Here is a 19,156-nt window from a genome sequence, read left to right as displayed (position 1 = left end):
TGAATCCAACGGACAGCATTTGTTTATTATTTCTACGGCGTTATCGCCTATTCGTGTATTGCTACAGGGATGTAGCTCATTAGGATAATGCAGGAGCTATTATCGAGCCAGCTACACCACATAGGCTCTGCCTTGTAGAAACCCCAAACAACTTGCTGCAAAAATGAACTCAAAAGATAAACAGCCCCTAATTAATGGCTAGGTTTGTTTATGGCTACAAGACTTTTTAGCACACACTAGCCGTTTTTCACCACTCATCTTACGTTCGAGCAATAACCCAAACTGGCACTTTTCGCACTCACCGACTACTGGATGATAATTAACGGCAAACTTACATTTTGGGTAATTGTCACAGGCATAAAATGTTTTCCCATAGCGAGAAACACGCTGTGCAATATGTCCTTTTTTGCACTCAGGACAATCAATAACCTCTTCTTCATCTTCTGTATGTTCAATATGCTTGCACGCAGGATAATTTGTACAACCAATGAAGATGCCATATCGCCCTTTCTTAATAGCGAGTTCATGACTGCACTCAGGACACACAGAGCCAGCAATAATCTGATGCTCCATATTTTCATGCTCAACCAACGGACGACTGTAGTCACACGCAGGGTAGCCAGTGCATCCTAAAAACGGACCGTGTTTAGAATTTCGGATCTGCAAAGACAACGAACATCTAGGACAAGACTCGTATTCTTTTTCAAGCGCATGTTCGTGATGTGAAAACAACTCTTCGTGTTGTTTAGTCATGGCATTATCCGGCGGTTATTCAAGTAGGTTAATTATAGCGATTTGACGATAAAATGTGAATAAATAGCCTTCGCTAGGTCATATTTTGTAAACAAAAATTTGTTACAGCTATTCACGTTTTACATCAACTCCAAATCCCCGTAGGATAAGCATAGAAAACAAAAACAACCAAAAATTTAGGGCTTTTTTTTATGAAGAAATTTACCTTAGCGCCACTTGCGCTTGCCATCGCACTTGTTGGCTGTGATTCAGCAAAGACTCCAACAGCTACGCAAGAAAAACCAGCCGTTGAACAACAAAAGCTACTAGCTGATAGCAACCCATTTTCTAAAAAATGGGGCACGGCACATGAAATGCCTAATTTTTCAGTCATTAAAAACGATCATTATCTTCCTGCATTTAAAGCAGCTATTAAGCAGCAAAAACAAGAAATTGACGCGATTGTAAATCAAAAATCAGCGGCAACGTTTGAAAACACCATTGAAGCAATTGAATTTAGTGGCAACCTGCTAGATAAAGTTGCTGGCGTGTTTTACAACTTAACCTCAGCAGAAACTAACGATGAGCTTAAAGCTATCGCCAAAGAAGTTTCTCCACTGCTATCTGCCCATTCAGATGATATTTCATTAAATGATGCTCTATTCCAGCGTGTGGCAGCCGTTTATGATAAAAAAGACAGCTTAGAATTAACAACCGCACAGCAAAAACTACTTAAAGATACCTACATTGGTTTTGTTCGAAGTGGCGCTAAATTAGATGCAAAACAAAAAGATCAGATCCGTGAACTTAATGCTCAATTAGCTAAATTAACCCTTCAATTTGGCGACAACTTATTAGCTGAAACCAATGGCTTTGAAGTCGTTGTTGATGACAAGAGTAAGCTATCTGGTTTATCTGATTCTGTTATTGCAGCAGCTGCAGCCACCGCTAAAGATCGCGGACAGGAAGGAAAATGGGTATTCACTACGCATCGCCCTTCAATTACGCCAGTTACTAAATTTGCTGACAATCGCGAATTACGTAAAGAGCTCTACCTTGGTTACATCAATCGCGCCAATAACGATAATGAGCACGACAACAAAGAAGTCTTAGCCAAAATCGCCTCATTACGTGTACAAAAAGCACAATTAATGGGCTACAAATCTCACGCTCACTTCGTACTAGAAGATCGCGTAGCTAAAACACCTGCTGCTGTTTACGAACTACTTAACAAGATTTGGCCTACCGCATTAGAAAAAGCGAAAGTTGAAGTAGCCGATATGCAAAAACTTGTTGATGCACAAGGCGGCAACTTCAAGATTGAAGCTTGGGATTATCCGTATTACGCAGAAAAAATTCGCAAAGCGCGTTACGATTTAGACGAAGAACAAACACGTCCTTACTTTGCATTAGAGTCAACGCTACAAGGTGTTTTCCACACGGCGCAAAAACTCTTTGGTATTACAGTAAAAGAGCGCACCGATTTACCTAAATACCACGACGATGTTCGCACTTTCGAAATCTACGAAGCTGATGGCACTTACGTTGGTTTATTCTTAGCTGATCACTACGTACGCCCAGGTAAACGCGGCGGCGCTTGGATGAACTCTTACCGCAAGCAATACAACATGAACGGCGAAGACTCAACGCCAATCATTGTTAACGTATTAAACTACCCACGCCCAACCGGTGATGCGCCAGCGCTATTAACATTTGACCAAGCAAGCACCCTATTCCACGAGTTTGGCCATGCGCTACACGGTTTATTGTCAGACGGTAAATACCGCTCACAAACTGGTACTGCTACACCACGCGATTTCGTAGAATTCCCATCACAAGTGATGGAAAACTGGATGTTACAACCAGAAGTGCTAGCTCAATTTGCTAAACACTACAAAACTGGTGAAGTGATTCCACAAGAACTCGTTAATAAGATCCAAGCGGCAAGTAAGTTTAACCAGGGATTCGCAACCACTGAATACATGGCAGCAACCTTGTTAGACTTAAACTGGCACTCATTAGAAGACGACAAGATCCGTGACACAGCGAAATTTGAAGCTGACGCACTAAAAGAATGGGGCTTAATTAAAGAGATCGATCCACGTTATCGTTCAACTTACTTCGCTCACATCTTTTCTGGCGGTTACTCTGCTGGTTACTACAGCTACATTTGGTCTGATGTATTCGGTGCCGATGCGTTCGCAGCCTTCCAAGAAAATGGTATTTTCGATAAGAAGACTGCTGATGCATTTAGAAAGCATATCTTATCTTCTGGCGGCAGTGACGAAGCACTTAACCTGTACCGTAAGTTCCGTGGTAAAGAAGCGAGTATTCAACCACTATTAAAGAGCCGTGGTTTAATCGACTAATACGTTATTAATGGCTTTTTAAAGGTCATATGATAGAAGAAAATAAAAGCCAACTACCTCTATAGTTGGCTTTTTTATGCGTAAATATAAATTAAATATCTTGAGGGTTATAGGCACTTAAAACACCTTGAATTAAGATGACTAATAGCAAACTCAAACCAAACATTGGAAAAACAACAGCAAGTAATGCAATTAACCCAATGACAATTATCCCCACTTCAAACGATTCTGGCTTAGCTGGAATTATATCTAGCAGTTCATTAGGATCAACAAACCTAAGCCGCTCAATTTCTTCCCGATTAACAACGTGAACATTTATTGGCAGTAATTTCACATCGACCCCGCCATGTGTTGCATTTGCAACCGCAGACTTTCCTAAAACGGTAATAGACTCAATGTCATTGGCAAATGACGATAACGAACAAAAAGAAAGCGCACTAATAGCAAGTATTTTATAACAGAGGGACTTCATAAACATCCTTAAAACAGCCCCAAATATAAGGCTATTTTAAAGTTCAATTAGATAAATTCTATTTAAGAACTGATAACAGGTTACTATAATCATCTGTCCATATGACTGGTTGTGAAGCACTCGACGGCCAAGGAGAAGTAACCTTTTTGATAGTTGGTTGTTGTAAGACATCTCCACTTTTTGCTAACAACACCCATTGTGCTGTGTTGTCAGACGACTTGGTGGCATCAGTCACCGCAAATGCCGATGCCAAGTTTGCTTCTTCAGCTAAACCAAATACCAAAGGCACTAAATCTAAATGGCTATTAGAAATATGTAACGCGACGATGCCGTGATCGTTAATGGAGTTAGCGTATAACGCGACTGCTTCACGTGTTAATAGATGAACAGGAATTGCATCACTAGAAAATGCATCAACAGCTAATAAATCAATATCGTTTTCACCATAGCGCGATAAAAGCTGACGCCCATCGCCGACGTTTACTTTCACTTCCGCCTTAGAACTAGATAAATAAGTGAAATAACGATTTGCATAATCTTTTACCAACGGATTTAATTCAAAGAATGTAAAGCTATCCGATTTATTACCGTAAGCAGCCAGTGTCCCAGCCCCTAAACCAATAATAACTGCGTTAATTGGTCCCTGTTGTTGGAGTGTCGATAGAGCAGCCTCAACACCTGTCCCACGTCGATAATAACTGAGAGGCTCATCCCTATTAGCTGGGTTCAATGACTGTGTACCATGAGATGTTGTTCCATCAACCAAGCGGCGTTCGTTAAATCCATTAACAGTTACATCTTTCACTGCAAGCTGACCATAAAAATTTCGCTCTGCAACAACGTCGTATTGTTGAAATACATTATTAAACAGTACAAAACCTACGGCAGCAGCGATAAGGTATATCGGCAGACCAAACCGCGTTAAAGCATGACTTTTATTACCTCTGACAATAGTTAACACAGCAAGTGTGGTTAGTGTTAACCAAATAACTAGCGGAAATTCGATAAATTGGTCGAAAAGCCAAGGTGCTATAAAGTTAACAAACAGCCCCCCAATTACGCCACCTACCGACATCGCCAAATAGTAACGTGTTAAACGACTAGAATCAGGCTTCATTCTCACAAGTTCGCCATGGCATAACATACACACAGCCAATAAAATAAAGCCATAAAGGAACAACTGAGCAACTATGGAAAACATTGATGCGAAGAAAAATAGCAAGATCCCAATCGGTAAACAGAGCGCTGTAACACCTAGCCAAACTTGACGATTAGCGAACCGTTCGCGACCAAAACAAATAATAAAGCTAATGAGATATAAACTAAGTGGTAATAGCCATAAAAAAGGAATCGCTGATATATTTTGTGTCATCGAATTCGTAACAGCCAACAAAGCGATAACACCAAGCGCCGATAAACCAATCCAGGGAATGATTGTCACGGTATATTGTGTTGATTGATGATCTTTCGATGATTCACTTGGTTCTCTTAATTTGACAGCAAGCATCACAATCAAGGCCAAACTACAACCTACAAAGCACCAATAGGCAACACTCCACACCAATAATTGAGATTGTAATACGATAAATGGCTCTATTATAAATGGATAGGCGACAAGGCCAATTAGTGAACCAATATTCGATAATGCATAAAGCTTATAAGGAGATGTCTTTGGTTTATCGTAAGCGAACCATCGTTGAATTAAAGGGGCATTAGACGATAGAACAAAGTATGGCAAACCGATACTAATTAACAGCGTTGCCAATATTGTCATCTGTGGTGAAGAACTAATAGATAAAGTGTTTACTGCAATTGGCGTAAACGTAACGGCAAGTAGTAGCAAACAAGCATGCACGATAAGTTGGCTACGCGGCTTAAACCACTTTATCAGCCCATGGGCATACAAATAGCCACCAAGCAGAAGCGCTTGAAAAAACAGCATACAGATAGTCCAAACTGACGCACCGCCACCGAAATCAGGCAAAATCACTTTAGCAATCATAGGTTGCACTAAAAATAATAAAAAAGCGCTTAGGAAAATAGTGACAAAATAAAGCATTACACGACTAAACTTAAAAAATAAAATGACATCATACATATGACACGAAAACACTGCGAGTCATAATATTAGTTAAGAGCGCTTTATACCAATTGCATTAAGTAAGTGATCTTGTTGTGCGTAGAGAAAATCAGCTCAAACAAGGCGCTCGATTGACTAATAGCTGGCTATTAGGATTGAGAGCAACGCCATTTTAGTTAATTTTAACGTAACTACTCAGCAGGGGGGAAGATATTTGGTAGTGCTCCGTTTAATAATAATGACAAAGCAGTAGACGCACTGACTCCTTGTTTTTTACAACTTGACAGGTAGCTTCTAAGGCCAAAAAACATGACGGAACCATGCTTGCTTCTAAAGCAGCCCGATATCTTTTGCTGAACTTTCACCATTCTCAAATCATTTTCACCCTGATTGTTCGTGAAAGGCACAATTTTATCCACCATAAATCTGAGTACATCATCTTCGTAACTCTGTAATCGCTCTAATAAATTGCGCGATTTTGATTTCTTAGGGCGTCCACGTTTCCCGACGATTATCGCTGGCGGAGGGCTTTCGTGTTCACCCTCTTTTAAAATATCTCGATATTGAAGGCGACTCATTAATTGTCTTTTGTCGCTAATCACTCCACCGCTATCTTCAACTTCCTGATTAAGCTCTATTAAAAAAATACGCATCGTTTCAGCCCAGCTCTTGCCATCCTGTTCGTATGCACGTGTGAGTTCTCGCAGATGATGAGCATTGCATAAAGCATGTTGACAATCATAACGATAGTACGGCTTCCAGTGATCATGACACATCACACCAGTGAAGTCGGGTAGTATTCCAATGGCATTGATGGCATCACAACCTCGTTTCTCATGAGCCGATAGATAGGTCCATTTTAATGATGATGCATTGTGTAACCATTGACGTTGACCGTTAATGTTAATGCCTGTTTCATCAGCATGAAGCACTGATTCATTCTTCAAACTTTCCTTGATGAATTCAAGCGCATTCGTCTCATCGAGATGACGGTAAGCTGTATTAATGAAGTTGTACAGACTGCCACTACTCAGTGGAATGTTAAGTTGGTCGGTAAAATATTCACGAATACGCTCGTAAGGGAGTAGCTGATATTGAGACAAGTAAACCGCGTGAGCCTTTAGCCCATTACCATATTGAATTCGACTATTAACCCCCGTTGGAAATGGAGCAACGAATCGCTTACCAAATTCGTTTTCAAGAATTTGGGCTTGGTATTGAGTTACGACGCGCTTAAACTCTATATCCACTACCTGACGGGTTTCCACCCCCATATCGGTATAACTCCCTGGTGGTAATAGCGTTCTATCAAGAACTATTTTATGGTTGATATCAGGTCGTTCATCAAGCGGTAAAGTTGTTCCTTTATGACCGAGTTGCCCACCCGATGCATTTGAACTATTAGCGTTAGGCTTCTTTTTCCGATTAGGATCTGATGATGGTGGTTTACTGCTATTTCGACTGTTAAGGCCTAACCGTTGGGACAATAAAGTGACGATAAGCAACAATAAATCGATAGCGGCACGTATTGATGGGGACAACAATGTTTTATCCGTCTCGATTTGCTTTTTTATGTTGTCGATATTTTTTTCAATATCGATGCCGCTTATTTTCATTGCTCAAACTACTGAATAGAGAGACCCATAGAATAACGGCTCAGAATGATCAAGCAAGTCGATCATTTTTTATTTTTCAATTAATTTAAAACACTAGCTTTGAAGTGCTGAGTAGTTACATTTTAACAAGTACAAGTGGGCAAATATTTAATGCAATTGGTATAATACCAATTGAATTCTTGAAAATGAAATGAAAAAAGCCGCTACATTTCTGTAGCGGCTTTTTCTAATTAGTGGCTGGCAATGTCCTACTCTCACATGGGGAAGCCCCACACTACCATCGGCGCTAAGTCGTTTCACTACTGAGTTCGGAATGGGATCAGGTGGGACCAACTTGCTATGGTTACCAGTCAAATTGTCATATCACGAGGAGTACTCTCAACTCATAATATATAATAGGTGTTTGGCAATGTCCTACTCTCACATGGGGAAGCCCCACACTACCATCGGCGCTAAATCGTTTCACTACTGAGTTCGGAATGGGATCAGGTGGGACCAATTTGCTATGGTTACCAAACTAATTTAACGTGAATGAATTCACTAACATCGCGGTGCCATGGATGGCAAAGAGCGATGTGTTACAGCGAACACAACCACTAAATTTGGAAAGCTTTCAAAAATCTTTTTAAACACAACAAGCGTTCTTTGTTGGATATTTCTGAGACTAGAACATCTCTTGAAAAATAGATTTAGTATCTATTTTTAAGATGTTCATGTAAAACACATTAGGTGTTGTATGATTAAGCCTCACGGGTCATTAGTACAAGTTAGCTCAACGCCTCACAACGCTTACACACCTTGCCTATCAACGTAGTAGTCTCCTACGGCCCTTTAGGGAGATTAAATCTCCAGTGAGAACTCATCTCGAGGCTCGCTTCCCGCTTAGATGCTTTCAGCGGTTATCGATTCCGAACGTAGCTACCGGGCAATGCCATTGGCATGACAACCCGAACACCAGCGGTTCGTCCACTCCGGTCCTCTCGTACTAGGAGCAGCTCCTCTCAATTCTCAAACGCCCACGGCAGATAGGGACCGAACTGTCTCACGACGTTCTAAACCCAGCTCGCGTACCACTTTAAATGGCGAACAGCCATACCCTTGGGACCGACTTCAGCCCCAGGATGTGATGAGCCGACATCGAGGTGCCAAACACCGCCGTCGATATGAACTCTTGGGCGGTATCAGCCTGTTATCCCCGGAGTACCTTTTATCCGTTGAGCGATGGCCCTTCCATACAGAACCACCGGATCACTATGACCTACTTTCGTACCTGCTCGACGTGTCTGTCTCGCAGTCAAGCTAGCTTATACCATTATACTAACCGCATGATGTCCGACCATGCTTAGCTAACCTTCGTACTCCTCCGTTACTCTTTGGGAGGAGACCGCCCCAGTCAAACTACCCACCAGACACTGTCCTCAATCCCGATAAGGGACCTAAGTTAGAACATCAAACGTACAAGGGTGGTATTTCAAGATTGCCTCCACCAAAACTAGCGTTCTGGTTTCAAAGGCTCCCACCTATCCTACACATGTAGGTTCAATGTTCAGTGCCAAGCTGTAGTAAAGGTTCACGGGGTCTTTCCGTCTAGCCGCGGGTACACTGCATCTTCACAGCGATTTCAATTTCACTGAGTCTCGGGTGGAGACAGCGTGGCCATCATTACACCATTCGTGCAGGTCGGAACTTACCCGACAAGGAATTTCGCTACCTTAGGACCGTTATAGTTACGGCCGCCGTTTACCGGGGCTTCGATCATGAGCTTCGAACCGAAGTTCTAACCCAATCAATTAACCTTCCGGCACCGGGCAGGTGTCACACCGTATACGTCATCTTACGATTTTGCACAGTGCTGTGTTTTTAATAAACAGTTGCAGCCACCTGGTCACTGCGACTGACCGTAGCTTAGAGAGCAAGTCTCATCACCACAGCCAGCGTACCTTCTCCCGAAGTTACGGTACTATTTTGCCTAGTTCCTTCACCCGAGTTCTCTCAAGCGCCTTGGTATTCTCTACCCGACCACCTGTGTCGGTTTGGAGTACGATTCCTTATAATCTGAAGCTTAGAGGCTTTTCCTGGAAGTATGGCATCATCTACTTCACTACCGTAGTAGCTCGTCATCGACTCTCAGCCAAAGTTGTTCCGGATTTACCTAAAACAACGGCCTACTGCCTTAAACATGGACAACCAACGCCATGCTAGATTAGCCTTCTCCGTCCCCCCATCGCAATTATAAGAAGTACTGGAATATTAACCAGTTTCCCATCGACTACGCATTTCTGCCTCGCCTTAGGGGTCGACTTACCCTGCCCCGATTAACGTTGGACAGGAACCCTTGGTCTTTCGGCGAGGAGGTTTTTCACCCCCTTTATCGTTACTCATGTCAGCATTCGCACTTCTGATACCTCCAGCATGCCTGACAGCACACCTTCAACGGCTTACAGAACGCTCCCCTACCACTCATACAAAGTATGAATCCGCAGCTTCGGTGACTAGTTTAGCCCCGTTAAATCTTCCGCGCAGGCCGACTCGACTAGTGAGCTATTACGCTTTCTTTAAAAGATGGCTGCTTCTAAGCCAACCTCCTAGCTGTCTAAGCCTTCCCACATCGTTTCCCACTTAACTAGTACTTTGGGACCTTAGCTGGCGGTCTGGGTTGTTTCCCTCTTCACTACGGACGTTAGCACCCGCAGTGTGTCTGCCATGATTGCACTCATTGGTATTCGGAGTTTGCAAAGGGTTGGTAAGTCGGGATGACCCCCTAGCCTTAACAGTGCTCTACCCCCAATGGTGATACATGACGCTCTACCTAAATAGATTTCGGGGAGAACCAGCTATCTCCGGGTTTGATTGGCCTTTCACCCCTAGCCACAGGTCATCACCGCATTTTTCAACATACGTGTGTTCGGTCCTCCAGTTGATGTTACTCAACCTTCAACCTGCCCATGGCTAGATTACCCGGTTTCGGGTCTACACCTTGCAACTATCGCCCAGTTAAGACTCGGTTTCCCTACGGCTCCCCTATACGGTTAACCTTGCTACAAAATGTAAGTCGCTGACCCATTATACAAAAGGTACGCAGTCACACAGCAAATCTGTGCTCCCACTGCTTGTACGTATACGGTTTCAGGTTCTATTTCACTCCCCTCACAGGGGTTCTTTTCGCCTTTCCCTCACGGTACTGGTTCACTATCGGTCAATTAGTAGTATTTAGCCTTGGAGGATGGTCCCCCCATCTTCAAACAGGATATCACGTGTCCCGTCCTACTCGTTTTCATAAAAAATTCGTCTTCGTCTACAGGACTATCACCTTCTATCGTCGCACTTTCCAGTGCATTCGACTGACTTATTAATTACTTAAGGGCTGGTCCCCGTTCGCTCGCCGCTACTAAGGGAATCTCGGTTGATTTCTTTTCCTCCGGGTACTTAGATGTTTCAGTTCCCCGGGTTCGCCTCACAACGCTATGTATTCACGTTGAGATAACTGCCTTATGGCAGCTGGGTTTACCCATTCGGAAATCGTTGGCTATTGCGGTTTTTATCACCTTGCCAACGCTTATCGCAGATTAACACGTCCTTCATCGCCTCTAATTGCCTAGGCATCCACCGTATACGCTTAGTCACTTAATCATACAACACCTAATGTGTCTTGCTTGATTCTTTTCTCTACTGCGCCGTTGGACTTCGTCATTCGGTCAGTTATGTAACACGTTACACGACTTCCCTCATTCCTCGTCCGCCTTGCATTAGAAAAAATTATCTGCGCAATACGTTAGATGTGTTAATTAAAACAACTAATGTTTTCGATTTCACAGACCAATGTCTGCTATGTCTAGTTTTATCATTATTCTTCTAATTATCCTGAAAAATAAATTAAGTATTTATTTTTAGATTATTAGCTTCGTAAATCATTTTCGCCTCAAAAATATCCAAGAACACTTGTTGTGTTCGTAATTAGCATTCACTAATTACTTAAGAACTTCGAATAAAAATTATTGTTTACACAATAATCTAAATTCTATTTTTGAATTTATCAGCTTTCCAAATTGTTAAAGAGCAGACGTTAAAACGTCAAAGATAATAATTAAATCTTAATGATTATCTTTAAAGTCTATTTCATCGAATGTATTTCTATGCGAAAAAGAATAAGTGGTGGAGCTATGCGGGATCGAACCGCAGACCTCCTGCGTGCAAGGCAGGCGCTCTCCCAGCTGAGCTATAGCCCCACATATTCTTTTATGTTTTAGTAATTTCGTTTATTCAAGGCATGAAGTGACGACGTTTAGCGTGCTAAACGAGTTACTTTATAACGCTGAACAAATGAAATTTGGTAGGTCTGGGCAGATTTGAACTGAACTGACGACCTCACCCACTTTCTCATAACAAGAGTAGGGGTGCGCTCTAACCAACTGAGCTACAAACTAGCCTCCAATTACATGGTAATTGGTAGGTCTGGGCAGATTTGAACTGCCGACCTCACCCTTATCAGGGGTGCGCTCTAACCAACTGAGCTACAGACCTAGAACCTAAAACATATTGTCAAACCAACTGGATGGTTTAACTATGCGTCTTTATTTTCGTATTCAAACAAACTGTGTGGACACTTAAAGAAAAGTATCGAATGATTGGTCATCACTAGTGACGACCTGAATAAAACTGTATTTTTAGATTAATTATCTAAAAATCTGTTTTATTTTTGTCTGTAAGGAGGTGATCCAGCCCCAGGTTCCCCTAGGGCTACCTTGTTACGACTTCACCCCAGTCATGAACCACAAAGTGGTGAGCGTCCTCCCCGAAAGGTTAAACTACCCACTTCTTTTGCAGCCCACTCCCATGGTGTGACGGGCGGTGTGTACAAGGCCCGGGAACGTATTCACCGTAGCATTCTGATCTACGATTACTAGCGATTCCGACTTCATGGAGTCGAGTTGCAGACTCCAATCCGGACTACGACGCACTTTTTGGGATTGGCTCCACCTCGCGGCTTCGCAACCCTTTGTATGCGCCATTGTAGCACGTGTGTAGCCCTACTCGTAAGGGCCATGATGACTTGACGTCGTCCCCACCTTCCTCCGGTTTATCACCGGCAGTCTCCCTAGAGTTCCCACCATTACGTGCTGGCAACTAAGGATAGGGGTTGCGCTCGTTGCGGGACTTAACCCAACATTTCACAACACGAGCTGACGACAGCCATGCAGCACCTGTCTCACAGTTCCCGAAGGCACCAATTCATCTCTGAAAAGTTCTGTGGATGTCAAGAGTAGGTAAGGTTCTTCGCGTTGCATCGAATTAAACCACATGCTCCACCGCTTGTGCGGGCCCCCGTCAATTCATTTGAGTTTTAACCTTGCGGCCGTACTCCCCAGGCGGTCAACTTAATGCGTTAGCTGCGCCACCCAGTGCTCAAGGCACCAGTCGGCTAGTTGACATCGTTTACGGCGTGGACTACCGGGGTATCTAATCCCGTTTGCTCCCCACGCTTTCGTACATGAGCGTCAGTTATTGTCCAGGTGGCCGCCTTCGCCACTGGTATTCCTTCAGATCTCTACGCATTTCACCGCTACACCTGAAATTCTACCACCCTCTACAAAACTCTAGTTTGTCAGTTCGAAATGCAGTTCCCAGGTTGAGCCCGGGGCTTTCACATCTCGCTTAACAAACCGCCTGCGTACGCTTTACGCCCAGTAATTCCGATTAACGCTCGGACCCTCCGTATTACCGCGGCTGCTGGCACGGAGTTAGCCGGTCCTTCTTCTGCGAGTAACGTCACAGCTAGCAGTTATTAACTACTAACCTTTCCTCCTCGCTGAAAGTACTTTACAACCCGAAGGCCTTCTTCATACACGCGGCATGGCTGCATCAGAGTTTCCTCCATTGTGCAATATTCCCCACTGCTGCCTCCCGTAGGAGTCTGGACCGTGTCTCAGTTCCAGTGTGGCTGATCATCCTCTCAAACCAGCTAGGGATCGTCGCCTTGGTGAGCCTTTACCTCACCAACTAGCTAATCCCACTTGGGCACATCCAATCGCGAAAGGCTCCGAAGAGTCCCCTTCTTTCCCCCGTAGGGCGTATGCGGTATTAGCCATCGTTTCCAATGGTTGTCCCCCACGACTGGGCAGTTTCCCAAGCATTACTCACCCGTCCGCCGCTCGACACCTCAGGAGCAAGCTCCCTTGTGTTTCCGCTCGACTTGCATGTGTTAGGCCTGCCGCCAGCGTTCAATCTGAGCCATGATCAAACTCTTCAATTAAAAGTTTAACTGTTTAACGTTCCCTATTTTTACATAAGAAACGACTCAATGAATTTACTGTCATATCAAGTAATTTCTTACTTGGTGTGAACATCTTCATTAAGTATTTTTGATACTTATCTAAAAATGCCCACACAGTTTATTTGAATACTAATTTTTAAAGAACGTTTCAACTCGACTTACTTAAAGTAGTAAGGAGTTACGCTTCAAAGCCTTTGCTTAGTTGCGTTTGGGCTGCGTATATTACACTGCCTTTTTATTAAGTCAATAACTAATTTAGTCAATCTTAATAAAACGTCGAAGTAAGCAATTTGTTGTTCGTTGCTCCGTCTCAGTGGTTGCGCATTATAGGGATTTGTTGCTTGCTTGCAAGTGGTTTTATGACGATTTTATAAAAACGTTGTTTAACCGTTCAAAAAACATTCCAATTGTTTTTTTAAGAATCAATTAGAATGTTTTAAGGTCGATTTTAACTAAATTTCATTAAAGAATTTAGTGTCTTCTTTTACAATAACCTTTTCGCCGTTGTCTAATGATGCTTCAACAGTGAAAGTTACGTTAACGAGTTTCTTCTTTAAGTTATATGGATCTGCAGAAATACTCATTGGCAGAGTATATACTTCTCCTGCTTTAACAAAAATTTCGTTCACACCTAGCCATTCAAATTCGTCCAATCCTGAGAAACTTAATTTATAGTTGAGGTCTTCTTCAGTCTTATTCAGAACTTTAAGCGTGTAGACATTTTCAATGAGGCCTTCGCTACTGATTCTATATAACTGATTACGATCTCGAATAATGTCGAGCTTCAACGGTTGAATTGCCATGAGGAAGTATACAAAGACAATTGACATGATTGCCAGGACAGAACCATAGCCAACCAACTTACCTCTGATAATGTGAGTTTTCTTACCTTCTAATTGGTTTTCAGTGGTATAGCTAATTAGTTTTTTCTCATAGCCCATTTTTTCCATGACATCATCACATGCATCAATACAGGCGCCACAATTTATGCATTCGTATTGAAGACCATCTCGGATATCTATACCCGTTGGACAGACTTGAACACACAGATTACAGTCAATACAGTCTCCTAATCCGAGTTCTTTTGGATTTTTCTTACGAGAACGTGGTCCTCGACTCTCCCCGCGCTGTGCATCATAGGCAACGCTAAAGGTGTCTTTATCAAACATTGCAGACTGAAACCGTGCATAGGGACACATGTGCAGGCACATTATTTCGCGCATCCAACCAGCATTGCCGTAGGTACAAAATGTAAAAAACAGAGTCCAGAAATATATTAAACCGCTGGCATTAAGTGTAAAGAAGTCAATATAGAGTTCTTTAACAGGAACAAAGAATGCCAAAAATGTTAAAGAGGTAATTAAAGAAATGACCAGCCAAATACTATGTTTAAGCCCTTTTTTCCAAATTTTCGTCCAAGTATTGGGTTGTTGGTCAAGTTTCTTCCGTTTGTTAAACTTTCCTTCAACTTTCTCTTCTACCCAGACAAATATAAAGGTCCATATGGTTTGCGGACAGGTAAACCCACACCATACTCTGCCAATAAACGTAGTTACCAGAAAAAGACCATAGGCCGAAATCATGAGCAGTGCAGCCAATAACACAAGATCCTGTGGCCAAATAATCAAACCAAATATATGAAATTTTTGCTCAGCAAGATCAAATATGACAGCTTGCCTGTCTCCATAGGGAATCCAAGGCAACAGGAAAAAACCAAGCATTAAGATCCAATTCAATTTCTGCCGTATTGCGGTAAAAATACCATTGATTGACCTTATGTATATTTTACCTTCTTTGTATTCGGTATCTTTGACTTTCGTACGATGTTTAATATCATCGTGCTTCGAAGTGTCAATGATCTTAACGTCTATATTATCGCTCATTGAATTTCCTTTACTTGCTCACAAGGTATTTATTATACTCAAGTTTCGGAGTTAATTTTTAGCCAATAAAAGTAAATATTTCATTATTCTAAGGCTTCTTGGCGTAAGGTAAAGCTATCCATTTGCATGACTTGCGTAAAAAAATCAACAACCGTTTGTTCTATTTTTCTTAACATGTCATGTTTTTCAACCTTTGTTAAATTTGCTATTTCACTTAATGCTCCAGCAATTAATGCCTTGAATAATCCCCACAATTTACTGGCAAAGTTAAGACAATTTAAATTTTCCTCAAAATCATTTCTTACCCCACTAAGCCTTGCGCTACCTTCTTCTTGTTTAGCAAACAACAGTAAGCAAAACCTTAGCCCTGTTAGATGTATTGAGGCAATATAAGCACTGTAATACCAATTGCATTAAATATTTGCCCACTTGTACTTGTTAAAATTAACTAAAATGGCGTTGCTCTCAATCCTAATAGCCAGCTATTAGTCAATCGAGCGCCTTGTTTTAGCTGATTTTCTCTACGCACAACAAGATCACTTACTTAATGCAATTGGTATAATGTCGACTTTGCTCTTTTAAAAATCCGAGCTTTTGTTTGGCTTCTTTAAAGTAAACTTCAATTCCCCATCGCAGTGCATAAACCTCAAGTATTTTTTCATCTTCAAGTTGGCTATCGGTTGTTAAAAATAGCGCCCAATCATGTTTACTCGCTTGTTGCTTGCTTTCACTTATTGAGCGCACAAACAAGAGCTTAACCTTAACCCACTGCGCAGGCGCTTTATCTGAGCTGGTGAGATTTAATTCAACAACAATAGACTTACTTTGATAAGGCACATTATTTATGTGTTTGCCAGCGGCCTTTGACATATTGTTTGTAGAGCGCTTGGGCACAAAGTAAGTGAGTCTCCCCATTTACCGTTAGGCGGTATTTCATCTTGTTTTTTTTCATTCTGACAATCGCAACAAGTGAATGCTCAATGGTCATCCTTAATATATGCTTAGTGGCAAACCATGCATCTGCTAAAAAGTAATCGGCATTAATTCCGCCGCGAATAGCTCGCGCTATCATGTCACAAACCATTTCAGGTTTAGTTTGTTGTTTTGATTTTTGGTAACGTTTAGCCGCAATACTACGACCATCAGTGAATTGATAATCGACAGTGTAGTGGTCAACTAATATTGAAACCAATACGCTTCCATGTGGTGCTGAAAGTATTGTCAATATTAAGGTTTACTTGACTCAGTAAATCAGCAGTTAATGACGGTAATTTCAAGGTCTTTTGAGCAGGTTCCATATGATATCTCGTTTGGTAGTTTACGTTGTCTATTCAATGAACACCTTACCACACCGAGATACCAAACTGTTTTAAATCATAGGTTTAATTTATTTTTTTGACTTTTTTGAACTCCGAAACTTGAGATTATATTTAAAGTAATTATAATTATTTTGACTATGATATAAGAGACTGCTATTTAATTTTCATTATGGCAGCCTATTTACGCAGATTGAAAGTTAGCCACATGAAAAAGTTTATATTTATAATTATGATTATTTTACTCGCGGTCGAATTTAGAGACCACCCAACATTAAAACCCTATATGGATAAGATTGTGGGTTCGGTGAAAACGGAAGCAAAACGAACTGCTGGAGTTAGTGAACTGCCAGCTTTAATCAAGGATTTAGAGTATTTAGAAGGTTCACTAGCACTTCATGAAATGAAATTCATTAAACAGAATCTAACAAGCTTTAAGAAAGTACAAAGTTTCTTTGATCAATATTGTCATGGTATTGAATTGTCACATACGGCATTAACGAGTTATGCGATTAAAAAGACGTGTGGTGTACTAGAAAAGCATTTGCCAACTACTTAAGAAGTAGCTGGCAAATGTATCAATTACTCTACCGTTACCGATTTTGCTAAATTTCTAGGTTGATCAACATCAGTACCTTTGATAATCGCAACGTAGTAAGACAGTAGTTGTAATGGAATGGTATAAAGAATTGGCGCAACAATCTCATCGACTGCAGGCACATCAATAACACGCATTGTTTCATCACTCTTAAAATGACTATTGGCATCTGCAAATACGTATAATATGCCGCCACGAGCACGTACTTCTTCAATATTAGAATGTAACTTTTCTAATAACTCATTGTTTGGTGCAACAACAATAATTGGAATATCAGCATCAATGAGCGCTAATGGACCATGCTTTAACTCACCAGCGGCATAAGCCTCCGCATGAATATAAGAAATCTCTTTTAGCTTTAATGCGCCTTCCATTGCAATTGGATATTGATCGCCACGACCTAAAAATAATGAATGATGCTTATCAGCAAATTCAGGCGCCAATGCTTGGATAGCATCATTCAACGATAAGCTTTCTTCCAATTTCGCGGGTAATGAATTCAATGCACTTGAAATAGCTTGCTGCGTCTCTTGTGGCATACCACGCTTTTGACCTATGGCTAAAACCATCATCAATAATCCGACAAGCTGTGTTGTAAATGCTTTAGTTGAAGCAACGCCAATTTCAGCGCCAGCTTTTGTCATAAAGGCAAGTTCTGATTCACGTACTAGTGATGAACCGTCAACATTACATAAAACCAACGATGACATATAACCAATTTCTTGCGCCAATCGCAAAGCTGCTAGCGTGTCAGCCGTCTCACCAGATTGTGAAATAGTCACTAATAGACTGTTTGGATGAACAAATGATTTACGGTATCTAAACTCAGAGGCTATTTCGACATTACATGAGATATTGGCAAGACTTTCTAACCAATATTTTGCAACCATAGCAGCATGGTAACTAGTACCACATGCGATAATTTGAATGTGTTCAACTTTTTCAAAGACCGAAGAAGAACCAGCACCAAATACATCTTCAGCAACAACATCATCAACTAAACGCTCTGCCAATGTATTGCGAACAGCGAGTGGTTGCTCATGAATTTCTTTCATCATGTAGTGACGATATTCACCCTTACCATCAGATTCTGCTGTAATATCTGTTTCTTTAGCTTCTCGCTCGACAGCATTACCTTCACTGTCAAATACTTCCACAGATTGACGAGTAACTTTAGCAACGTCGCCCTCTTCTAAATACATGAAAGTGTGGGTTACTGGCAATAATGCACGTAAATCAGAAGCAATAAAGTTTTCACCTAGGCCAACACCAATCACTAACGGGCTACCAGAACGTGCAACAACAACTTGTTCAGGATCATTAACAGCCATAATAACCATGCCGTATGCACCGCGCACCATCTTAGTCGTTTGCTGAACAGCTTCTAATAACGATGATTCCGATTTAAAGTTATCTGCAATGAGGTGAGTAAGTACTTCAGTATCAGTATCTGACGAAAAAACATAACCTTTAGCTTTTAACGTTTGACGTAATTCATTATGATTTTCGATAATACCGTTGTGGACAACAACAATATCATTATTAGATGTATGTGGATGAGCATTAGCTTCAGTTACGCCACCATGTGTAGCCCAACGTGTGTGAGCAATACCTGTACCACCAGATACATCAAATTGAGTCGCTTTATCTTGTAAGTTTTTAACTTTACCAACACTACGTACACGTTCAAAGCTTCCAGCTTCTTTAATCACAGCTAAACCCGCTGAATCATACCCACGGTATTCGAGGCGCTTTAGGCCTTCAATTAAAATGTCACTTACATCGCGTTGTGCAACACCGCCAACTATTCCGCACATAT

Annotated in this window: 11 protein-coding genes, 2 tRNA genes and 4 rRNA genes; 2 read left to right on the top strand and 15 right to left on the bottom strand. The window is 41.6% G+C overall.

Annotation, left to right across the window (positions count from 1 at the left end; translation table 11 throughout):
• Positions 1–198: 198 nt before the first annotated feature.
• Positions 199–753 carry a topoisomerase DNA-binding C4 zinc finger domain-containing protein gene (locus ACMAZF_RS00165; RefSeq protein ID WP_435275493.1) on the bottom strand — a complete coding sequence of 185 codons (555 nt, stop codon included), beginning with the start codon at positions 751–753 and terminating at the stop codon, positions 199–201.
• A 191-nt stretch (positions 754–944) separates the two neighbouring features.
• Between ACMAZF_RS00165 and ACMAZF_RS00160 the strand changes: the two genes are divergently transcribed.
• On the top strand, positions 945–3,101 hold the full coding sequence (locus ACMAZF_RS00160) for a M3 family metallopeptidase (protein ID WP_435275492.1): 2,157 nt from the start codon (positions 945–947) through the stop codon (positions 3,099–3,101).
• A 91-nt stretch (positions 3,102–3,192) separates the two neighbouring features.
• Here ACMAZF_RS00160 and ACMAZF_RS00155 read toward each other — a convergent pair whose 3' ends face one another.
• The 13 genes from ACMAZF_RS00155 to ACMAZF_RS00095 form a co-directional block, all read right to left on the bottom strand.
• Entirely contained in the window at positions 3,193–3,573 is a 381-nt protein-coding gene (locus tag ACMAZF_RS00155; RefSeq protein WP_435275491.1) for a hypothetical protein, read from the bottom strand.
• Between the two features lie 58 nt (positions 3,574–3,631).
• Positions 3,632–5,575, bottom strand: a complete 1,944-nt coding sequence (locus ACMAZF_RS00150; protein ID WP_435275490.1) for a spermidine synthase — start codon at positions 5,573–5,575, stop codon at positions 3,632–3,634.
• 269 nt (positions 5,576–5,844) lie between these two features.
• A complete protein-coding gene (tnpC, locus tag ACMAZF_RS00145) occupies positions 5,845–7,269 on the bottom strand; it encodes an IS66 family transposase (RefSeq protein ID WP_435275489.1) in 1,425 nt (474 codons plus the stop codon).
• Between the two features lie 235 nt (positions 7,270–7,504).
• Positions 7,505–7,620, bottom strand: a 5S ribosomal RNA gene (gene rrf / locus ACMAZF_RS00140).
• Positions 7,621–7,670: 50 nt separating this feature from the next.
• A 5S ribosomal RNA gene (rrf, locus tag ACMAZF_RS00135) occupies positions 7,671–7,786 on the bottom strand.
• Positions 7,787–8,005: 219 nt separating this feature from the next.
• Positions 8,006–10,899, bottom strand: a 23S ribosomal RNA gene (locus tag ACMAZF_RS00130).
• Positions 10,900–11,419: 520 nt separating this feature from the next.
• A tRNA-Ala gene (locus ACMAZF_RS00125) sits at positions 11,420–11,495 on the bottom strand.
• A gap of 218 nt (positions 11,496–11,713) precedes the next feature.
• Positions 11,714–11,790, bottom strand: a tRNA-Ile gene (locus tag ACMAZF_RS00120).
• Positions 11,791–11,972: 182 nt separating this feature from the next.
• A 16S ribosomal RNA gene (locus ACMAZF_RS00115) occupies positions 11,973–13,519 on the bottom strand.
• The 16S, 23S and 5S rRNA genes sit together here with 2 tRNA genes alongside, the layout of an rRNA operon.
• 473 nt (positions 13,520–13,992) lie before the next feature.
• Complete coding sequence (gene ccoG / locus ACMAZF_RS00110) at positions 13,993–15,423, bottom strand: cytochrome c oxidase accessory protein CcoG (RefSeq protein WP_435275488.1); 1,431 nt, start codon at positions 15,421–15,423, stop codon at positions 13,993–13,995.
• An 83-nt stretch (positions 15,424–15,506) separates the two neighbouring features.
• Entirely contained in the window at positions 15,507–15,770 is a 264-nt protein-coding gene (locus ACMAZF_RS00105) for a hypothetical protein (RefSeq protein WP_435275487.1), read from the bottom strand.
• 193 nt (positions 15,771–15,963) lie between these two features.
• Positions 15,964–16,293 (bottom strand): transposase, encoded by a 330-nt coding sequence (locus ACMAZF_RS00100; protein WP_435275486.1) that lies wholly within the window; start codon positions 16,291–16,293, stop codon positions 15,964–15,966.
• Positions 16,262–16,615, bottom strand: coding sequence for a transposase (locus tag ACMAZF_RS00095; protein WP_435275485.1), 354 nt, complete (start codon positions 16,613–16,615; stop codon positions 16,262–16,264). The genes ACMAZF_RS00100 and ACMAZF_RS00095 overlap by 32 nt, the downstream gene beginning before the upstream one ends.
• Before the next feature lie 332 nt (positions 16,616–16,947).
• Between ACMAZF_RS00095 and ACMAZF_RS00090 the strand changes: the two genes are divergently transcribed.
• Positions 16,948–17,298 (top strand): hypothetical protein, encoded by a 351-nt coding sequence (locus tag ACMAZF_RS00090; RefSeq protein ID WP_435275484.1) that lies wholly within the window; start codon positions 16,948–16,950, stop codon positions 17,296–17,298.
• A gap of 23 nt (positions 17,299–17,321) precedes the next feature.
• On the opposite strand, the gene glmS is transcribed toward ACMAZF_RS00090, so the two are convergent.
• Positions 17,322–19,154: a glutamine--fructose-6-phosphate transaminase (isomerizing) gene (gene glmS, locus ACMAZF_RS00085; protein ID WP_435275483.1), complete on the bottom strand. Its 1,833-nt coding sequence runs from the start codon at positions 19,152–19,154 to the stop codon at positions 17,322–17,324.
• Positions 19,155–19,156 lie beyond the last annotated feature (2 nt).

Origin of the sequence: Psychrobium sp. nBUS_13 (genome assembly GCF_051201665.1) — a bacterium.
Lineage (GTDB): Bacteria > Pseudomonadota > Gammaproteobacteria > Enterobacterales > Psychrobiaceae > Psychrobium.
Note: the sequence above shows the minus strand (reverse complement) of the source record. Positions and strands in the feature narration are given on the sequence as shown.

Excerpts from the sequence above, each read along its gene's own strand:
- ACMAZF_RS00165 (WP_435275493.1), bottom strand. The coding sequence starts at position 753 with ATGACTAAACAACACGAAGAGTTGTTTTCACATCACGAACATGCGCTT.
- ACMAZF_RS00160 (WP_435275492.1), top strand. The coding sequence starts at position 945 with ATGAAGAAATTTACCTTAGCGCCACTTGCGCTTGCCATCGCACTTGTT.
- ACMAZF_RS00155 (WP_435275491.1), bottom strand. The coding sequence starts at position 3,573 with ATGAAGTCCCTCTGTTATAAAATACTTGCTATTAGTGCGCTTTCTTTT.
- ACMAZF_RS00150 (WP_435275490.1), bottom strand. The coding sequence starts at position 5,575 with ATGATTGCTAAAGTGATTTTGCCTGATTTCGGTGGCGGTGCGTCAGTT.
- tnpC (WP_435275489.1), bottom strand. The coding sequence starts at position 7,269 with ATGAAAATAAGCGGCATCGATATTGAAAAAAATATCGACAACATAAAA.
- ccoG (WP_435275488.1), bottom strand. The coding sequence starts at position 15,423 with ATGAGCGATAATATAGACGTTAAGATCATTGACACTTCGAAGCACGAT.
- ACMAZF_RS00100 (WP_435275486.1), bottom strand. The coding sequence starts at position 16,293 with ATGTCAAAGGCCGCTGGCAAACACATAAATAATGTGCCTTATCAAAGT.
- ACMAZF_RS00090 (WP_435275484.1), top strand. The coding sequence starts at position 16,948 with ATGAAAAAGTTTATATTTATAATTATGATTATTTTACTCGCGGTCGAA.
- glmS (WP_435275483.1), bottom strand. The coding sequence starts at position 19,154 with ATGTGCGGAATAGTTGGCGGTGTTGCACAACGCGATGTAAGTGACATT.